Source organism: Bacillus sp. FSL L8-0167 (assembly GCF_038630295.1).
GTDB lineage: Bacteria > Bacillota > Bacilli > Bacillales > Bacillaceae > Bacillus > Bacillus safensis.
The window spans coordinates 3416508-3433584 of record NZ_CP152027.1; the positions used below are offsets into that span (position 1 = coordinate 3416508).

Here is a 17077-nt window from a genome sequence, read left to right on the forward strand (position 1 = left end):
ACCACTCCTTGATTATTTTTCGACTTCTTTTATTTTAAAAATGATAGTGAGAATAAATGAAACAGCAACAGCGATTAACATACCAATCACATAATTGACCACATTCTGAACACCGAATGGTGCTGCAATCGCAATCATCGGAATGCCTGTTAAACCATAAGCATTGGCTGCTACCTTCGTGAAAACTACAAATGCCCCGCCCAATGCTCCTCCAATCATCGCCGCAATAAATGGTCGACGATAGCGGAGGTTTACACCGAATATAACAGGCTCAGTAATTCCTAAAAAAGCAGAGAAGGCAGCAGGAAGGGCAATTTCTTTTGTTTTTGCACGCTTGGCTATGAAAAAAACAGCCAATCCTGCCCCGCCTTGAGCGACATTGGACATTGCCCAGATTGGCAGCAAATAGTTACGCCCAATATCATTCAGCAATCCTGCCTCAATCGCATGGAAGCTATGGTGAACCCCTGTGAGCACAATTAAAGAGTAAGCACCGCCGAAAATGAGTCCTGCTAAGAACCCTGCATGGTCATAAATAAATGTCAGTGCATTCGAAATGCCTGTACCAAGCATTCTTCCAAGCGGTCCAACTGCAATAAATGTCACAAATCCAGTGACAATCACCGTCACAAATGGGGTCACAAGTAAATCAATACTGTTCGGAACGACTTTTCTTAAATTCTTCTCAACAAGGCACATGATATATACGGTCAATAACACTGGAATAACCGTCCCTTGGTAACCAAGAAGAGCAATATCAATATTGAATAAATGCATATATTCAGGTTTTGCTTCCGTCAATCCCCACGGATTAAGCAGATTCGGGTGAATCATAATTCCCCCTATGACAGCCCCTAAATACGGATTTCCGCCAAACTCTTTCGCTGCACTGACCCCAATTAAAATCGGCAAAATGATAAAGGCTGCACTTGAGAACATATCAAGCATTTGGAAGATCGCAGAGCTTGGATCAGCCCATTTGAAGGCTTTCATCATACCTAAGAGACCCATTAACAAACCGCTTGCCACAATTGCTGGAATGATCGGTACAAAAATATTCGATAACGTCTTTGCAAAACGCGCAAGTGGATTCATTTTTTGTTTCACTGCTTCATCATGGCTGACAGGCTTTTGTTTCTCGTCGCCAGTCTCAAGACCAGTCTCACGAGCAAATGGTTCATATACTTTGTTGACAGATCCCGTTCCAAAAATGACTTGAAATTGTCCTGAACTTGAGAAAGCCCCTTTTACACCTTCAAGTTCTTCAATGGCCTCTTTGTCAATCAAATCCTCATTTTTCACCACCAATCTGAGTCTTGTTGCACAATGCGTAGCACTGATGACATTTTCTTTGCCGCCTAACAGTTTTGTTAATTCTTTGGCTGCTTTTTGATAATCCATGAAGTTTCCTCCTTTTTTAAAGCAAAAAAGACCTAAAATTCACCAACGAGTAAAGGACATACACGTCCCCTCGTTACGCAAATTTTAGGTCTTGCCTGCCTGACAGTCACAATCCCGCGGTATCAAATTTTGATTACGCTTTCATCATAGTATAAGACTGTGACATGCGTCAACCTCTTTTTTCAAATCCAATGACCCATATACACTAATAAGAGTAGTGTGCATAAAAAAAAGCCTGCATGCAGGCACATCATTTTAAACCAATTCGGCTTCCTGCAGACGCTGGACATGCAGCGTGATGTAGCCGATCTCCGATTCAGGGAGATGAAGCCCATATTCATCTTTTAACAAATCAGCAAGTCCAAGTGCACACCGGTACGCTGTATCATACTTTGTTTGGATAAAAATCAGCATGTCTTCGTCCATGATTTGAAATGCCTCATTTGATTCCAACCTGCCTAATGCATACCTCAAATGTGTCACAAGCCGCTGATAGGAAATACTATCCTCATCAATTGAATGCTGAAAATATCTTTCAATATGCTCGATCATTTCTTTGATCATCGTTGTATATTTCACGGTCTTTTTCATGGACTCCGTATTCATTTTGGCCGTATGAATATGAAGTGCCACATATCCTGCCTCATCGTCCGGCAGTTCAACCCCAAGCCGCTCCTTTACATAACGAATGGCATACTTTCCAATCTCATATTCCTGCTTATATAAGACTTTGATCTCACCAAGCAATTTATTATATAACACAATGCCTTTTTGAAGGCGTTCAATGGCGAAGGACAAATGATCAGTCAGTGATATGTGAATGTGATCACTGAGCGGCATCATGAGTTTACCCTCTGCATAACTGATGATATGCTCTGCCACCTCAATATGCGCTTCTGGCAATGTGGCAAGAATTTGTTTGAATTTCTCATTTTCTTCACGCACAACAAAGATTTTCTCTATTTTTTGAAGAGGAACGACGTCATTTTTCCCCTTCTGAAAAGCAATTCCGGGTCCCATCACAATTTTCTCCTGATCGCCCTCCTTCACAATCACTGCGTTGTTATTCAATATTTTATATATCTTCAAGGGGTATCCTCTCCCAGCAGATAACATTTCTTATGTGGGATTTTACCCTGTTTCACTTTTTCTGTAAAGGTAAGAGCGGACCAGCACGCGCCTCTCGCATCGTCTTCTCTTCAAGCATCATCAGACTTTGAGTAAACCGCTTCTCTATCCTGCGTTTCTTCTTATGTTCTTCTGCCAGTTTCTCCAGCTCTCTCTCTTTCACTACTTCAAAGAATCCGGCATCCGCCGCGGCCGCCTGAAACCCTTGCTGTTTCATCATCACACCAGGGTTCACAAGCACATTCATCATAAAACCAAACCATACGCTCAACCAGCTTTTTAATTTCTTCACTGAACATCCCTCCGCTTTTCTTAGAATCTAGCAGCTCTAGCAAAACAACTGCTCCTATCATATCCCGAGAAAAAAGAGAGGTTTGTCACAATCTGGGTGAAAAAACCAACTAGTTTTCAGAAGTTTTGTTGAAAAGTGCAGAAGATCATCATGTGCCTGGATGTTTCAATGAAAATTTTATGCACACGCTATCCCAAAGATAAGCACACCTTATCAACAGGGTTTATCCACATATCAACACCCTCTTACTAGATTTTGTGTATGTAAATTTTTTATTTTCCATATATGTATCTGAATAATTGAGTTATCAACAGACATTTGTGAATAAGTGCGACTTTATAAACAAAATAGTTCTTTATAACTATGTAAAATAAGACCATTTTAGTAAAGGAATTGTTTTCAACGTATTGAATACTTAATAACGGGCAGTGAATCTTTCCTATTTATCCACAAAAAGAAAGGCTATCTCCCTAAAAACACAGCTAGAAAGGGGAAAATAAATGAAAAAGGTAATATCTCGTTCTTCTGTTCTATTGTTCTCCACTATTTTTATTTTATCCACATTCTTTACCGGTCAACAGGCTGCTGCTGCTCCATCTAACAAAAAGATGGAACTAGAAAAAGCAGAAATCTTCGGTGAAATCAATGTCAACTCGAAAAAACAAACCACTGTCATTGTTGAATTAAAGGAAAAATCCTTAGTTGAAGCCAAGCAAGAAGGCGAATCACAAACAAAGGCCTCCCTCAAAAAATCTCGAACAAAAGTAAAGAACGCAGCACTCAAAGAGGTAGATAAAGCGAGTGTTCGTCAAGAATATGAAAAAGTTTTCTCTGGTTTCTCTATGAAACTTCCTGCAAACGAAATCCCGAAGCTGCTCGCAGTGGATGGAGTAAAAGCCGTTTATCCGGATGTTACATATAAAACCGATGAAGTGAAAAAAGAAAGCATCCAGCTTCCAAACGAAGATGTCTCCCCGCTTATGGATAAAAGCGCTCCATTTATCGGTGCACCAAAAGCATGGGATGCCGGCTATTCTGGAAAAGGGGTCAAAGTCGCAGTCATTGATACTGGAGTAGACTATACCCACCCTGATTTAAAAGGAAACTTCGGTTTATACAAAGGCTATGATTTTGTTGATAATGATTATTCTCCGCAAGAGACACCTAAAGGAGATCCTAGAGGCGAATCCACAGATCACGGCACACACGTTGCAGGAACGATTGCGGCAAATGGACAAATTAAAGGGGTCGCAAAGGATGCCACGCTTCTTGCATACCGTGTACTTGGACCAGGTGGATCTGGAACAACTGAGAACGTTCTTGCAGGCATCGACCGGGCTGTTACTGACGGAGCAGATGTCATGAACCTCTCTCTTGGAAACAGTGTCAATAACCCTGATTATGCAACGAGCATTGCACTTGATTGGGCCATGTCTGAAGGCGTTGTCGCTGTGACTTCGAATGGAAACAGCGGTCCGAACAGCTGGACAGTCGGTTCTCCCGGCACGTCAAGAGAGGCCATTTCTGTCGGAGCAACTCAGCTTCCGTACAGTCTTTACAATGTGAAATTCCCGAACTATTCTACTGCAAAAGTCATGGGCTACTACCAAGAGAGTGATTTAAAAGCGCTTGACCAAAAACAAGTCACACTCGTCCAAGCAGGAATCGGTGACGAAAAGGCGTTTGAAGACATCGATGTTAAAGGAAAGGTGGCTGTGATTGAACGGGGTGCCATTGCTTTTGTGGATAAAGTCGACAATGCAAAAGCCGCTGGTGCAATCGGCGTTGTGATGTATAACAATACCGATGGAGAAATCCCAGTCGACGTACCAGGACTCGCACTTCCTACAATTAAGCTGTCAAAAGCTGAAGGAACAGCGCTTATCAAAGCCATTGAGGCTGGAAACGATACAACGGCTTTCTCCATTCAATTTGTCAAGGAACTTAGTGAGCAAGTCGCTGACTTCTCATCCCGCGGACCGGTTGTGGATACGTGGATGATTAAGCCTGATCTATCAGCACCTGGCGTCAGCATTGTGAGTACGATCCCAACGCATGATCCTTCTCAGCCTTACGGATATGGCTCTAAGCAAGGAACAAGTATGGCATCTCCACATGTGGCAGGAGTTGCAGCGATCATCAAACAAGCAAAACCATCGTACTCAACTGAACAAATCAAAGCATTGCTGATGAATACAGCAGAAAAACTGTTTGACGCAAATGGCAGCCCATTCCCTCATAACACACAAGGAACAGGCAGCGTTCGAATCATGGAATCACTTCAGGCGTCTTCTATCGTTTCTGATGCGAGCTATTCTTACGGCACTTTCTTAAAGGAAAAAGGCGTTCAAATCAAAACGAAAAAATTTAAGGTAGAAAACCTTTCAAAAGCACCGAAAACGTATACCATTGATTACAAATTCAATGGCAGCGGCATTAGTACAAACGGAACGAAAAAAATCACCGTCAAAGGGAATTCCACTGGATCCTTTACTTCCGCAGTACAGGTGAATTACGGAAAAACCAAAAAAGGGACGTACCAAGGCAGCATAACCCTTCGCGAAAATGGCAGAAAGATCACAGAAATCCCTACCCTATTGATTGTGAAAGAGCCTGATTATCCGCGCGTCACTTCTGTTTCCGTAGAGCCGGACAATCGTGCTGGAAGCTATGTCATTAGCAGCTACCTGCCTGGCGGTGCTGAGAACCTTGCATTCCTTGTCTACTCGACCGATGGAGAGTATTTAGGTGAAGCTGGTGTTTATCAACATGTTGATAAAGGAGAATACCGCGTAAAGTGGAATGGCACAATCAATCAAGGCCAGAAGCTTGAAGCTGGTGAGTATACAATGCTTGCGTATGCAAGCTTGAAAGGAAAATCAGATACCGTACAAACGAAGGAAGCTTTCGAAATTTACCCTGAATAAATGTGAATCACAAGAAAAGCCTTGTATGAGTGGATAAGCTCATCAAGGCTTTTCGATCATATATGGAGGAAAGAGAGACTGATGTTGATATTGCTATGGATCGTTTCTTTTTTTACTGCTTTTTTCCTGACGATCACCTTGGTTTATTTTCTAACCTTTTTACATACGAAGCAGCCTCGTCCTTTTCATCAAGCATGCGAGCTGTCTGTTTATACTTCCTGTATCTACCCGCTCAGCCTGCTCGTGTCAGCCGCCTTCTTCCTCACCATGATGTTCCTTTTCCCCTTGTACTGGCTCCGCAGGCGATAAATATACATACGTTATGCATCAAAGGCTTCTTTTAATAAACGATACGATGTGAGCCGGTCTTGCATGTGATGTGTGATGGTCACAGCGATCAATTCATCTGTCCGATAAGCCTTCGCGAGTGCGGTCAGCTGCTCTTTCACAGATGCTGGCGTTCCAACGACCATCCTTTGACGATTAGCAGCCACTCGTTTTTGTTCATATGGACTGTAGGAATACGACTGTGCCTCTTCATATGAAGGAAAGCCTTCAAGATTCAGCCCTTGTTCATTGGCAAGTAAAGATAAATCTAAGCTGACAGCCAGTTTTTCTGCCTGCTCCTCTGTTTCGGCACATAAAACAAAGACTGCCAGACTGACACGCGGCTTTTCACCGAATACTGAAGGTTCAAATCGGTTGATATATTGCTCCACAGAATCTTCTCCGCCTTCACCATTAATAAAAAGAGCAAACGTGTAGCCTGCCCCTGCTTTCGCCGCAAGCCTTGCACTCCCGCCAGAGGAACCGAGCATCCATACTTCTGGCGCGGTCTCTACCTTCGGAGAAGCGGTCAAATGAGGCAGCGGGTAAAATTCATCCGCTAGATCATGTAAATACACCTTCAATTCCTCTACCTGCTCAGGATATTGGTCGCCTAGACGCTTTCGCTCACCATGATGAAGGGCAATGGAGGAAATGGGCATACCACCAGGAGCACGTCCAATTCCAAGATCGATTCTGCCGGGAGCCAGCGCTTCGAGAACCCTGAAGTTCTCTGCTACTTTATAGGCACTGTAGTGGGGGAGCATGACGCCGCCAGAGCCAATGCGTATATGCGACGTAACAGCTGATAAATGCCCGAGGAGCACCTCTGGACTCGATCCTGCAAGCCGGTTTGAAAAATGATGCTCTGATACCCAAAAACGGTGATAGCCCCACTTTTCCGCCTGCTTCGCCAGTTCAACCGTCTGCTTCAGTGCTTCAGCAGGTGTTGCGTCTCCAATCAAAGGAGATTGATCCAGTATACTTAATTTCATTATGCTGCACCTCTTACAGAAATCCCCCTCTCTTAATGGAAAGGGGGATTTCTTATTTATTTTCGATTAAAGCCCTTCTCTTTCACAAATTCTCCAAGGAAGGCACGCTTTGGCTGACTAAAGCCTCTAAGCATCTGCTCAGACCAAGTATCTTTTCTCTCACCGTTAGTTCGTGCTTCATAATATGCGGAAATACGATCATCGTATTCTTTTAAATAACGATCCACATGCGCTTCATCTTGCTGATATGAATTTTCATGATAGATGAGTTCAACAGGCAGCCGTTCCTTTTGTGACGACTGATTAGCTGGATGGCCAACAGCCAGACCGAATAACGGCAGCACATAAGATGGCGTTTCAAGCACTTCAGAGACTTCTCTCAGCTGATTACGCAGTCCGCCAATATAGCAGATCCCAAGTCCCATTGATTCTGCAGCAACACTGACATTTTGTGCAGCCAATGCCGCATCAATGACGCTAATGAGAAAGGCTTCCGTGTTCTCAAACGCCTCCTGATGATTCTTCCCTGCTCTTTTTGCAATATGATCATGGCGTTTCAAGTCTGCACAGAAGACAAAGAAATGCCCATTCTTCTCAACGTAAGGCTGATTCCCAGCCAGTTCAGCAAGCTTGGCCTTCTTCTCCTGATCTGTCACCCCAATAATACTATACGCCTGTACATAGCTTGATGTCGAAGCAGCCTGTGCACTTTTAATCAGTGTCAGCACCTCTTCTTCTGTCAAACGCTCGTCTGTAAACGAACGGATGGATCGATGATTTAATATGGTTTCTATCGTTTTGTTCAATTCGAAGACCTCCTTCACTTCTTCTATCATAAGGCAAAGACATAGGGCTTTTCAAAAATGAAAACTCGCATAAAAAAAGACAGCCTATACTTAGACTGCCCTTACCCGTTTTATTTAAATAAATAACTTTGATATTTCGTTAATTGAACGCTTGCGTTATAGGCGATCCCGAATCCAATGAGAACGGACAAAACAGAGCTTCCTCCAAAGCTGATAAATAAGAGTGGAATCCCTGTTACCGGCATCACGCCTATGTTCATGCCAATGTTCTGGAACGTATGGATTACAATCAATGCTGTATATCCTACGCAGAAGAATGACGCAAATCGGCTATAAGGATGGATACGGTCAATCAGTACAACAAGCCGGTAAATCAAGAAGAAGAACATGATCACAACAAACGCACAGCCAATAAAGCCAAAGGCTTCACCTATAATGGAGAAAATCATATCCGTTTGTGCTTCAGGAACGTAAACCTTCAAGTTTTTAATGCCATTCCCAAAAATCTGCCCTGCACCAATGGCCATAATCGCCTGCTCTACTTGATATTTATCAGATCCAGATGCATCCTGCGTCTGTGCTTGGTTGGCTGACGTAGAGCTATCAGGCAGCCAAGCGGTAATCCGGTTGATCTGGTACTGCTGGATGCCTATTGTTTTCGCAAAATCAGGGAATAAGATAATCACAGCTAAAACAGAAGCAACTAAAAGCACAACCACTGAACCGATGAGAGAGATCAGTTTCCAATTGATCCCTGATAAAAACACCATCACCACAACAATAAACATACAAACAGCCGCAGTCCCTGCATCCTGCAAGAAGATCAGTCCAACTGGTACAGCTGCCACCCCGGCAATTTTTAATAGAAGGAAAATATCATCCTCTAATGTCCGCTTTCCTCTAGGTGTAGACTTTCCAATGACAGATGCAAGCATCATAATCAAACCAATTTTCATGAACTCTGAAGGCTGAAATGTCCCTATTCCAGGTAACACAAACCAGCTTTTTGCACCATTTTTGATTGGAGCAAAATCATGACCTCCGATTTGTGCAGGAGCAACCTTCAGAAAAAGTAACAGCAGGATGCCGCCTATAAAAATATAGAGACTTAGCTTCTCTAATTGCTCCAAATCAAAGTAATTTATGGCAACAATACATATAACTCCGACCATGTAGTAAATAATCTGTCTGGTCCATGCATTAGATCCGTACTGCCCAAATTGACCCGCAGCATAAATCGCAATGACACTGATGGCAAAGAAGGCTAAAAATATAAAAATCAAATCTCCTTGATAGTAAGGAGATGTATTCTGCTTGTTCATGAACTAACCACCCTTATTACAAAACATAAAAGCCCTTATTTATATTAGATTGAAATTTTCACAAAATCAACTCACCCTAAATATGACGGAAGATACATCCGAAAGGTTCCATTCAATTTTCAAAAAATGAAATACTTTTCATCCTAACAATAGGAAAAAATCCCTCTATACACTTTTCATTCAATCGATCTCAAGTCCTTTAAAAAGTTTATTTTACAGATTTTAAGGGGAAAATTCAATGACCTATGTGGCGATATGACAAGTAAACATCAGATGAGATAAGCTGCACTGAGGAATAAAACCATTTTGTATGGAATAAGGCCCATTTTCCAATTATTACGTTTACTTCAAAGTCAATTGTGGTATAATACTTGTAACAAAATGTTCACAATATCTCCTAAAAACAGACACAATTGCATCCTGACCTCTCATTTGATTTGAACATCAACTTACAAAGGAGTTGGATACGATGGATATGTTCTTTGCGTACCTATGTATAGCAACGGCTACACCCCTGTTTTTATGGCTGGAAAACAGAAAGATTGCATTAGCATCTATTCCACCCATTATGATTATGTGGATTTTCTTTGGTCTTTACATGACAAGCAGTTTATCTCCAGCAGGACATACCTTCATGATCGCATTCTTTGCCATTAACGTGATTTTGGCTCACATTGCAGCGTTCCTCATCTACGGACTTCCATTCATTCGCAAAAGATTCAGCAGCAGATAGATATCGCCCAACTATTGGAAGCGTTATCACCATCATGATAAAAACCACTCACCTTCAAGAGATGAGTGGTTTTTTTATTATTTCTCTGAATGCTCAGACTGCTTTGGCGCAGACGGTGAATAACCGTCTTTACTGTTCTCTCCGTGGCTGTAGTGAGCCGCAAAGATCCAAACAGATCCGATGACGAAGATAATCGCACAGAACAGACCAAACAAAGTATTTCCGACTTGAACAGTTCCGTTTTCACTCTCTGTCATGTGCATAAACATGAACAGCTGCAAGAATGCTTGAATGAACGCAAAACCAAAGATAATCCATAGTTTTGCGGAACTGCCAATTTCAGCTCCAATCGCAATCCAGAATGCTAAGACTGTCAGCACAATGGATAGGATAAAGCCAACTACGTGTTTCCAAGGGAAGTGTTCGTGCTCTGCTGAGGAATGTGTTTTTCCAGCCATATCACAAAAGCCCCCCTAATCCGATCAAGTAAACAGCTGTGAAGATGAAAATCCATACAACATCAAGGAAATGCCAGTATAGACTTGAGATGAAAATCTTCGCTGCTGTTTGTGGAGTTAATCCACGCTTTTTAATTTGGAACAAGATCCCGGTAATCCAGAAGATACCGATCGATACGTGTAATCCGTGAGTTCCTAAAAGTACAAAGAATGCAGACCAATACGCACTTGTATGGATGCTCGCACCTTCATGTACATAATGGAAGAACTCGAAAAGCTCAAATCCAACGAAGCCTGCACCTAGAAGCAGTGTGAGAATCGTCCAGATGACAACCCCTTTTGTACTTCCACGGCGCATTTCATGAACGGCAATCCCACATGTAAATGAACTAACCAATAGCAGGAATGTCATGATCAATACAAGCTTCATATCAAACAGCTCAGCTGGTAAAACGCCGCCAGCTGTTCTGCCATGTAGAACAAAGTAGGTCGCAAAAAGTGTTGAGAATAACACGATTTCCGCGCCAAGGAATATCCAGAAACCAAGTATGTTTAAACGTCCGGTTTCAGAGCGATATTCAAGCGGTGCATTTGCATAGCTGCTATCATTATGTCCCATTACTTCTGCGCCTCCTTATTCTTTTTCTCTGTTTCAATGACTTCTTCAACAGGAATATAGTAGCCATCGTCATATTCAAATGAACGTAAAATCATCGTTGCGAATACACCGATTAAGCCAATAACGCCAATCCAGTACCATTCAAATACAAGACCGAATGCACCAAGTCCAAAGAATGCAGACATGATCAGCGGTCTGCCTGAATTGTGCGGCATGTGAATTTTCTTGAATTCTTTTTCAGGATGAACGTCCACATTGTTTTGCTTCCAATGATGGAATGCATCTGGTGTTGTCACTTCTGGAAGTGCTGCAAAGTTATAATGCGGCGGAATTGCAGAAGATGTCGCCCAGTCAAGTGTACGTCCTTCTCCCCAGCTGTCTCCAGACACTTCACGTTTTGAATGTCTCCAGCTGTAGTAAATGTTGTAGCAAAGGATGATGAATCCGATACCCATCATAAATGCACCAATTGTTGAAATAAAGTTTAGTGCAGTCCAGCCATCTTCTGGTCCATACGTATAGATACGTCTTGGCATTCCTTGCAGTCCTAGGAAGTACTGCGGGAAGAAACAGATGTTAAATCCGATCATGAATACCCAGAAGAACCATTTGCCGATTCTTTCGTTTAACTTGTAACCAAACATTTTTGGATACCAGAAAACAAGACCAGCAAAACAAGCAAATACAGTACCTGCGATTAATACATAGTGGAAGTGGGATACAAGGAAGTACGTGTTATGGTACTGGTAATCCGCAGCTGCCATCGCAAGCATAACCCCAGTTACACCACCGATTACGAAGTTCGGGATGAAACCAAGTGCCCAAAGCATTGGTGATGTAAAGCTGATACGGCCTCGATACATCGTAAAGAGCCAGTTAAAGATTTTCACACCTGTTGGTACAGAAATCGCCATTGTTGTAATCGAGAAGAATGAGTTAACCGCTGCACTGTTCCCCATTGTAAAGAAGTGGTGAACCCACACAAGGAAACTAAGAACAGAGATTGCCACAATTGATACAACCATCGCTTTGTAACCAAACAACTGCTTTCTTGAGAACGTCGCAAAAATTTCTGAGAAAATACCGAAAGCCGGCAGGATAACAATATATACCTCAGGATGTCCCCAAATCCAGAAAAGGTTCGCCCAAAGCATCGGCATACCGCCTGCTTCGAGTGTAAAGAATGCAGAACCGAATAAACGATCAAATGTCATAAGTGCTAAAGCAACTGTTAGTACAGGGAATGCAAACACGATGATGACAGACGTAATCAATGTTGTCCATGTAAACATTGGCATACGCATAAGTGTCATACCTTTTGTACGCATTTTTAAGATGGTCACCATGAAGTTAATACCTGTCATAAGTGTACCAATACCTGCAATTTGGAGCCCGAGCAAGTAGTAGTTCTGTCCAGGTCCTGGTGAGAAATCATTTCCGGCGAGCGGCATGTAACTCGTCCAGCCTGCACTTGGTGATCCTCCAATAACGAAGGAAATGTTGAACAGCATTGCTCCGACCATAAATGTCCAGAAGCTAAGGTTGTTCAGATAAGGGAATGCAACGTCACGTGCACCAATTTGAAGAGGAACAACGACGTTGATTAAACCAATTAAAAATGGCATCGCCATGAATAGAATCATGATCGTACCATGCGTTGTAAAGATTTCATTATAGTGGTTTGAATCTAAAAACGTATTATTAGGAAGCGCCAGCTGCGCGCGCATCATCAGTCCGTCTACCCCACCGCGGAAGAACATAATCACAGCAGCAAGGATATACATGATTCCAAGCTTTTTATGATCAACTGATGTCAGCCATTCTTTCCAGAGCCATTTCCACTTTTTAAAGTAGGTTAAAACAAACACGATGGCAATGGAGGTAAGAGCGATAGAAATTTGCGCACCAAGAATTAATGGGTCTCCAGTTACAAAAAACTCATCCCATTTTAAATGCATAACGGCCTCCTCCTTTCCTTAGTCAGTTTATTCATTATCTAGTTTTCTTTTATAGTTCTTCACATTCTCGAAAGGATCTGTCTTGGAATGCGGAGAAACTGCTTGATAACCTAAACGTTTGCGTGCTTGGAGTGCATATTCAGAATCCTCTCCATGCTTTGCAAAGGATAAATGTGTTGATGAGAATGTCTGCACATCTGCAGCATCAGGAAGCATCAAGTAGTCATACGTTTTCTTCGTTAACTTTGGTGCTTCTTTCTTCGTTTTGTTTACCCATTTATCATAGTCAGACTGCGTCATCGCATTGACTTTGAATTTTTGCTGAGCAAAGCCCTCGCCTGTGAAGTTGGCGTTTCTTCCTTGATATGTGCCTACTTCATCAGCTTGAAGATATTGTTCCATTTCCATTCCAGCCATCGCATACTTCTCCCCGCCTAGCTGAGGAATCCATAGTGATGCCATTGTATCAGCGGAAGTGATTTTGAATAAAACCGGCTGATCTTTTGGAATGTTTAAGTAGTTCACTGTCTCAATATTTTCCTCTGGATAGCTAAAGATCCATTTCCAATCAACAGCTGTCGCATAAACGACAAGTGGATCTTTATGGCTTGTTGCTTGAGGTGCCTCTTCCAAAGAGTAAATTGTTTTTACAGTTGGAATCGAAAGAGCAGCAACGATTAATATTGGGATCACTGTCCAGACAACTTCTAGAAGCGTATTCCCGTGTATTTCTGGGTTATAAGAGGCGTTTCCAACGTCCTTACGCTCACGGTATTTAACCAAAATGATGGTAAACATTACAAATACCGCACCAACGATAAAGAGCATGAATCCGATAGATAAAAGGATTAAGTCTTTTTGTTGTGCTGCGACTGGTCCTTTAGGATCTAAAACAGCGATATTGCTGCAACCTCCTAATACAAAAACACTCACGAGCATCGCTAATAAAAGCATAGGTTTAATGGCTCTGAACAAGAAGATCACCATCCTTCCTTAAATAATGTATAAATTGCTGAATAATTGTGAAAAGCCATCTGCCTTCGAAAACTTTTCTTCCCTTTGTAATGCTATCAAAATCTGTTAGAGTTAGCTTCCCTTTTTTCAAAAGTTCATTTATTTTTCAACAGATTTCTTTTAAAATGTCATAAATTCGACATAAATTTATATTATTGCACACACAATAAATTTCTAGGATTTTGAAAAGTTGAGAGTTGAAGGCAAAGGACAAACAATCAAGAACTTTGTCAAATTTAGGTTTACCACAATAAAAAAGTTTGGTCAAATTTCAATTTAACTTAATGAAATTTTATCTAGGTAAACAATTTCAAAATAGGTATCCCCACATTTAACAAAAACCTTACTTATTTTAACGCAAGTTAACAAGAAAAGAAAGTATCGATCCTCTGACTATGCGCGTTAAGAATTGGCAATTATGATGAATATGTGGAATCCCGCTAAATGACTTCCAGCAAAAAACCGGCTCAGCGCCGGCATTCTGCAATTATTCATCTCTTACTAAAATGTCAGGGCGCCTATAGATGTCTCCTTCATGTTCAACATCAATGTATGTCCACTTGCCTGTATAGGTTAAAAAGCGGTTCCCCTCTTTCTCTACGACCATCGTATCCTCTGATTTCAATCCAGGCAATGAAGGATTCCAAGTAAAGACTTGATGCAGCTGAATTTCTTCCTTCGATGAGGGAACTGCAATGATTTCTCTAGATACAAAGCCCGTTTTTCCCCCTTGATGAAGCTTTTTCCAGCTATCAGGGAAGCCCTCTTTTTCATACTGAGCAATACCTGCTTTCAATACATCTCCCAATGTCTTACCAGGGCGCGTGGCAGCATTCATGACCGTGTCAATTCTTGCAAGCCGCTCTTTGTTCTCTTCAAGCTCCTTTGGAAGCTGACCGAAGTAAACAGACCTTGTGACATTCGCCACGAGTCCATGCCGTTCAGCGCAAAGAACAACAAGCGCATGCTTTTGAATTTTTTTGTCTGTCGGAATTGGATGACGGTATTGATGAATCCGGTCATCTGTTGCTACAAGCAGCACTTCAATCGTCATGCCCTGCGCGATCGCTTTTTGAGCCGCAAGCGAAGCGATTTCGTGCTCCGTCTGTCCTGGAACGATTTCTTTACAAACACTCTCTACAATGACCGCTGTTTCATGACAAAGCGTTTCATATTGGCGGAGCTGTGATGCAGAAAGAATGGATCGAACTTGCGACAAATCCGGCTCGATCCATTCGAATCCATCCATTTGAATGTCTGACCCGATCCGTTTGTCTTTTGTGAGTGTTTGAATGTGTGCCGTATCATCCTCAAACCAATCCATCGTCACCACTTGAAAGGGGTGATCGATATACGCCATCTCTTCTTCAATGATCCGCTTTTCTTCCATTTGATTCACTATGAGGACGATGTCGTCTTTTAACACAAGCAGCTTGCACACGCCCTCTGGTGTATTTAACACGATGTGATTTCTTCTCCCTCCTGTCAGCCAGGAGAAGTTATTACGCTTTTGAATCAAGACACCGTCGAGCTGTTTTTCTTCCATTAATGTTCTTACTTGTTCAATCATCTAATCACCTGCCTATATGAGTGTATGAATGAAACGTTTAAAAGCTGTTTTCCCTTGCTCGGTTCTTTTAAACACACCCGCCTGTGAGAGAATACGAGAAAAAATCATACCGACTTCTTTTTGTAAAATAGCTTCTGTATTGTCCTCTGTAAAGGTATTCTCTTCAAGCAGACGCTTTGCCCATGTTTCGTGTTTCGTGATAGCAGGGCGGGCTTTGATTTCTTCAAGGGGGTTTTTGGATAACAGCGCTTCTTTTAATTGACTTAATTCCTCTGCTAATCTACCAGGAAGAACTGCAAGACCCATCACTTCAATTAATCCGATATTCTCTTTTTTAATATGATGGACTTCTTCGTGCGGGTGGAAAATTCCATCCGGGTGCCGCTTGTTTGTACGATTATTGCGCAGCACTAGATCTAATTCATAGTCATCTCCATGGCGGCGTGCAATTGGTGTAATGGTATTATGCGGCGTCTCTCCTGTATGAGCTAGCAGCTCCACTTCTTCATCTGAATACATTTTCCACTCGTTTAAGATAAAGTCTGCTGCGTCTGCAAGCTTCTGCCGGTCGCTGCTTCGAAGGCGGATGACAGACATCGGCCATTTCACAATGCCAGCCCTCACATTCGGAAAGGCATTCAGAGAAAAGACCTCTTCCACCTCCGCTTTCGCCATCGGAAATTCATGCGCACCGCCCTGAAAATGGTCATGACTTAATATACTGCCCCCGACAATCGGAAGGTCGGCGTTCGATCCGATGAAATAGTGCGGGTATATATATATGAAAGAAAGCAATCGTTCAAAGGTCTTTTTGGTGATGCTCATCGGCTCATGTTCGCCTTTGAACACAATGCAGTGCTCGTTGTAATACACATAAGGTGAAAATTGTAGAAACCAAGATTCATCTGTGAGTGTCACAGGAATGATCCGGTGATTCTGTCTCGCTGGATGGTTGATGCGCCCCCCAAACCCAACGTTTTCTTTACAAAGGAGACAAAGAGGATATTGTTTTTGACTAAGCTTTTTGGCTTCAGCGATTGCTTTTGGGTCCTTTTCCGGCTTTGATAGATTGATTGTGATCTCCAGCACGCCATCATCTGTTGGTGTAAACCACTGCACATTTTTGGCGATTCTGCCTGTATGAATATAGTGTGCGTGCTGCTGCATTTCATAGAACCAGCTTGTAGCAGCCTCTGGCCCTTCATGCTGGCGCTTCTCTTCAAACTTTGCGTAGATGACACTTGGAGGCGCCACCAAGCATCCCATGATTTTCGCATCTAGTAAATCGCGATACGTATCCGTTCCCTCAGGGATAAGGCCAGTCTCAACTGCCCAATCCAGCATCGGCATTAAGATGTCTTCAAGCTCCGCCTCCCCTGAGACTGTTCTTGGCTCAGCTTCATCCAGCCCAAGCACCTCAAGCAGCCGATTTCTCGTATACTCGATATCTAGTCGTGTGATCAGCTCTTGATTGATCCCGTATTGAATCAGCTGTTCCAGTTTTTCAAAAATATCAACCACCATTCT

Annotated in this window: 14 protein-coding genes; 2 read left to right on the forward strand and 12 right to left on the reverse strand. The window is 42.4% G+C overall.

Annotated elements, in window-relative coordinates; translation table 11 throughout:
* Positions 1-12 precede the first annotated feature (12 nt).
* The 3 genes from MHB66_RS17690 to MHB66_RS17700 all read right to left on the reverse strand — a co-directional run bounded on the left by MHB66_RS17690 (position 13) and on the right by MHB66_RS17700 (position 2821).
* Positions 13-1401 (reverse strand): sucrose-specific PTS transporter subunit IIBC, encoded by a 1389-nt coding sequence (locus MHB66_RS17690; RefSeq protein ID WP_046312843.1) that lies wholly within the window; start codon positions 1399-1401, stop codon positions 13-15.
* A 255-nt stretch (positions 1402-1656) separates the two neighbouring features.
* A complete protein-coding gene (locus MHB66_RS17695) occupies positions 1657-2490 on the reverse strand; it encodes a PRD domain-containing protein (protein WP_034281297.1) in 834 nt (277 codons plus the stop codon).
* Positions 2491-2542: 52 nt separating this feature from the next.
* Positions 2543-2821 (reverse strand): hypothetical protein, encoded by a 279-nt coding sequence (locus MHB66_RS17700; protein WP_034281298.1) that lies wholly within the window; start codon positions 2819-2821, stop codon positions 2543-2545.
* Positions 2822-3321: 500 nt separating this feature from the next.
* Here MHB66_RS17700 and MHB66_RS17705 point away from each other — a divergent pair, with 500 nt between their 5' ends.
* Positions 3322-5748, forward strand: a complete 2427-nt coding sequence (locus tag MHB66_RS17705) for a S8 family serine peptidase (protein WP_046312840.1) — start codon at positions 3322-3324, stop codon at positions 5746-5748.
* Between the two features lie 320 nt (positions 5749-6068).
* Here MHB66_RS17705 and MHB66_RS17710 read toward each other — a convergent pair whose 3' ends face one another.
* The 3 genes from MHB66_RS17710 to MHB66_RS17720 form a co-directional block, all read right to left on the reverse strand.
* Positions 6069-7070: an LLM class flavin-dependent oxidoreductase gene (locus MHB66_RS17710; RefSeq protein WP_080701182.1), complete on the reverse strand. Its 1002-nt coding sequence runs from the start codon at positions 7068-7070 to the stop codon at positions 6069-6071.
* A gap of 56 nt (positions 7071-7126) precedes the next feature.
* Positions 7127-7876, reverse strand: coding sequence for an oxygen-insensitive NADPH nitroreductase (nfsA, locus tag MHB66_RS17715; protein ID WP_046312838.1), 750 nt, complete (start codon positions 7874-7876; stop codon positions 7127-7129).
* Positions 7877-7986: 110 nt separating this feature from the next.
* Entirely contained in the window at positions 7987-9198 is a 1212-nt protein-coding gene (locus tag MHB66_RS17720) for an FtsW/RodA/SpoVE family cell cycle protein (RefSeq protein WP_034281302.1), read from the reverse strand.
* Between the two features lie 469 nt (positions 9199-9667).
* On the opposite strand from MHB66_RS17720, the gene MHB66_RS17725 reads away from it, so the two are divergent.
* Entirely contained in the window at positions 9668-9931 is a 264-nt protein-coding gene (locus tag MHB66_RS17725) for a spore morphogenesis/germination protein YwcE (protein ID WP_008345491.1), read from the forward strand.
* Between the two features lie 77 nt (positions 9932-10008).
* Here the strand turns inward: MHB66_RS17725 and qoxD are convergent, their stop codons facing one another.
* The 6 genes from qoxD to galT all read right to left on the reverse strand — a co-directional run bounded on the left by qoxD (position 10009) and on the right by galT (position 17074).
* The gene (qoxD, locus tag MHB66_RS17730) at positions 10009-10389 is read right to left on the reverse strand and encodes a cytochrome aa3 quinol oxidase subunit IV (protein ID WP_012011667.1); all 381 of its coding nucleotides are present in this window, start codon (positions 10387-10389) and stop codon (positions 10009-10011) included.
* Position 10390: 1 nt separating this feature from the next.
* Complete coding sequence (gene qoxC / locus MHB66_RS17735) at positions 10391-11008, reverse strand: cytochrome aa3 quinol oxidase subunit III (RefSeq protein WP_041115415.1); 618 nt, start codon at positions 11006-11008, stop codon at positions 10391-10393.
* A complete protein-coding gene (qoxB, locus tag MHB66_RS17740; protein ID WP_024423835.1) occupies positions 11008-12966 on the reverse strand; it encodes a cytochrome aa3 quinol oxidase subunit I in 1959 nt (652 codons plus the stop codon). Before qoxB ends, qoxC begins: the two co-directional genes overlap by 1 nt.
* A gap of 27 nt (positions 12967-12993) precedes the next feature.
* Positions 12994-13950: a cytochrome aa3 quinol oxidase subunit II gene (qoxA, locus tag MHB66_RS17745; RefSeq protein WP_111927023.1), complete on the reverse strand. Its 957-nt coding sequence runs from the start codon at positions 13948-13950 to the stop codon at positions 12994-12996.
* Positions 13951-14467: 517 nt separating this feature from the next.
* Positions 14468-15550, reverse strand: coding sequence for an aminopeptidase P family N-terminal domain-containing protein (locus MHB66_RS17750; protein ID WP_046312833.1), 1083 nt, complete (start codon positions 15548-15550; stop codon positions 14468-14470).
* A 12-nt stretch (positions 15551-15562) separates the two neighbouring features.
* On the reverse strand, positions 15563-17074 hold the full coding sequence (galT, locus tag MHB66_RS17755; protein WP_046312830.1) for a UDP-glucose--hexose-1-phosphate uridylyltransferase: 1512 nt from the start codon (positions 17072-17074) through the stop codon (positions 15563-15565).
* Positions 17075-17077 lie beyond the last annotated feature (3 nt).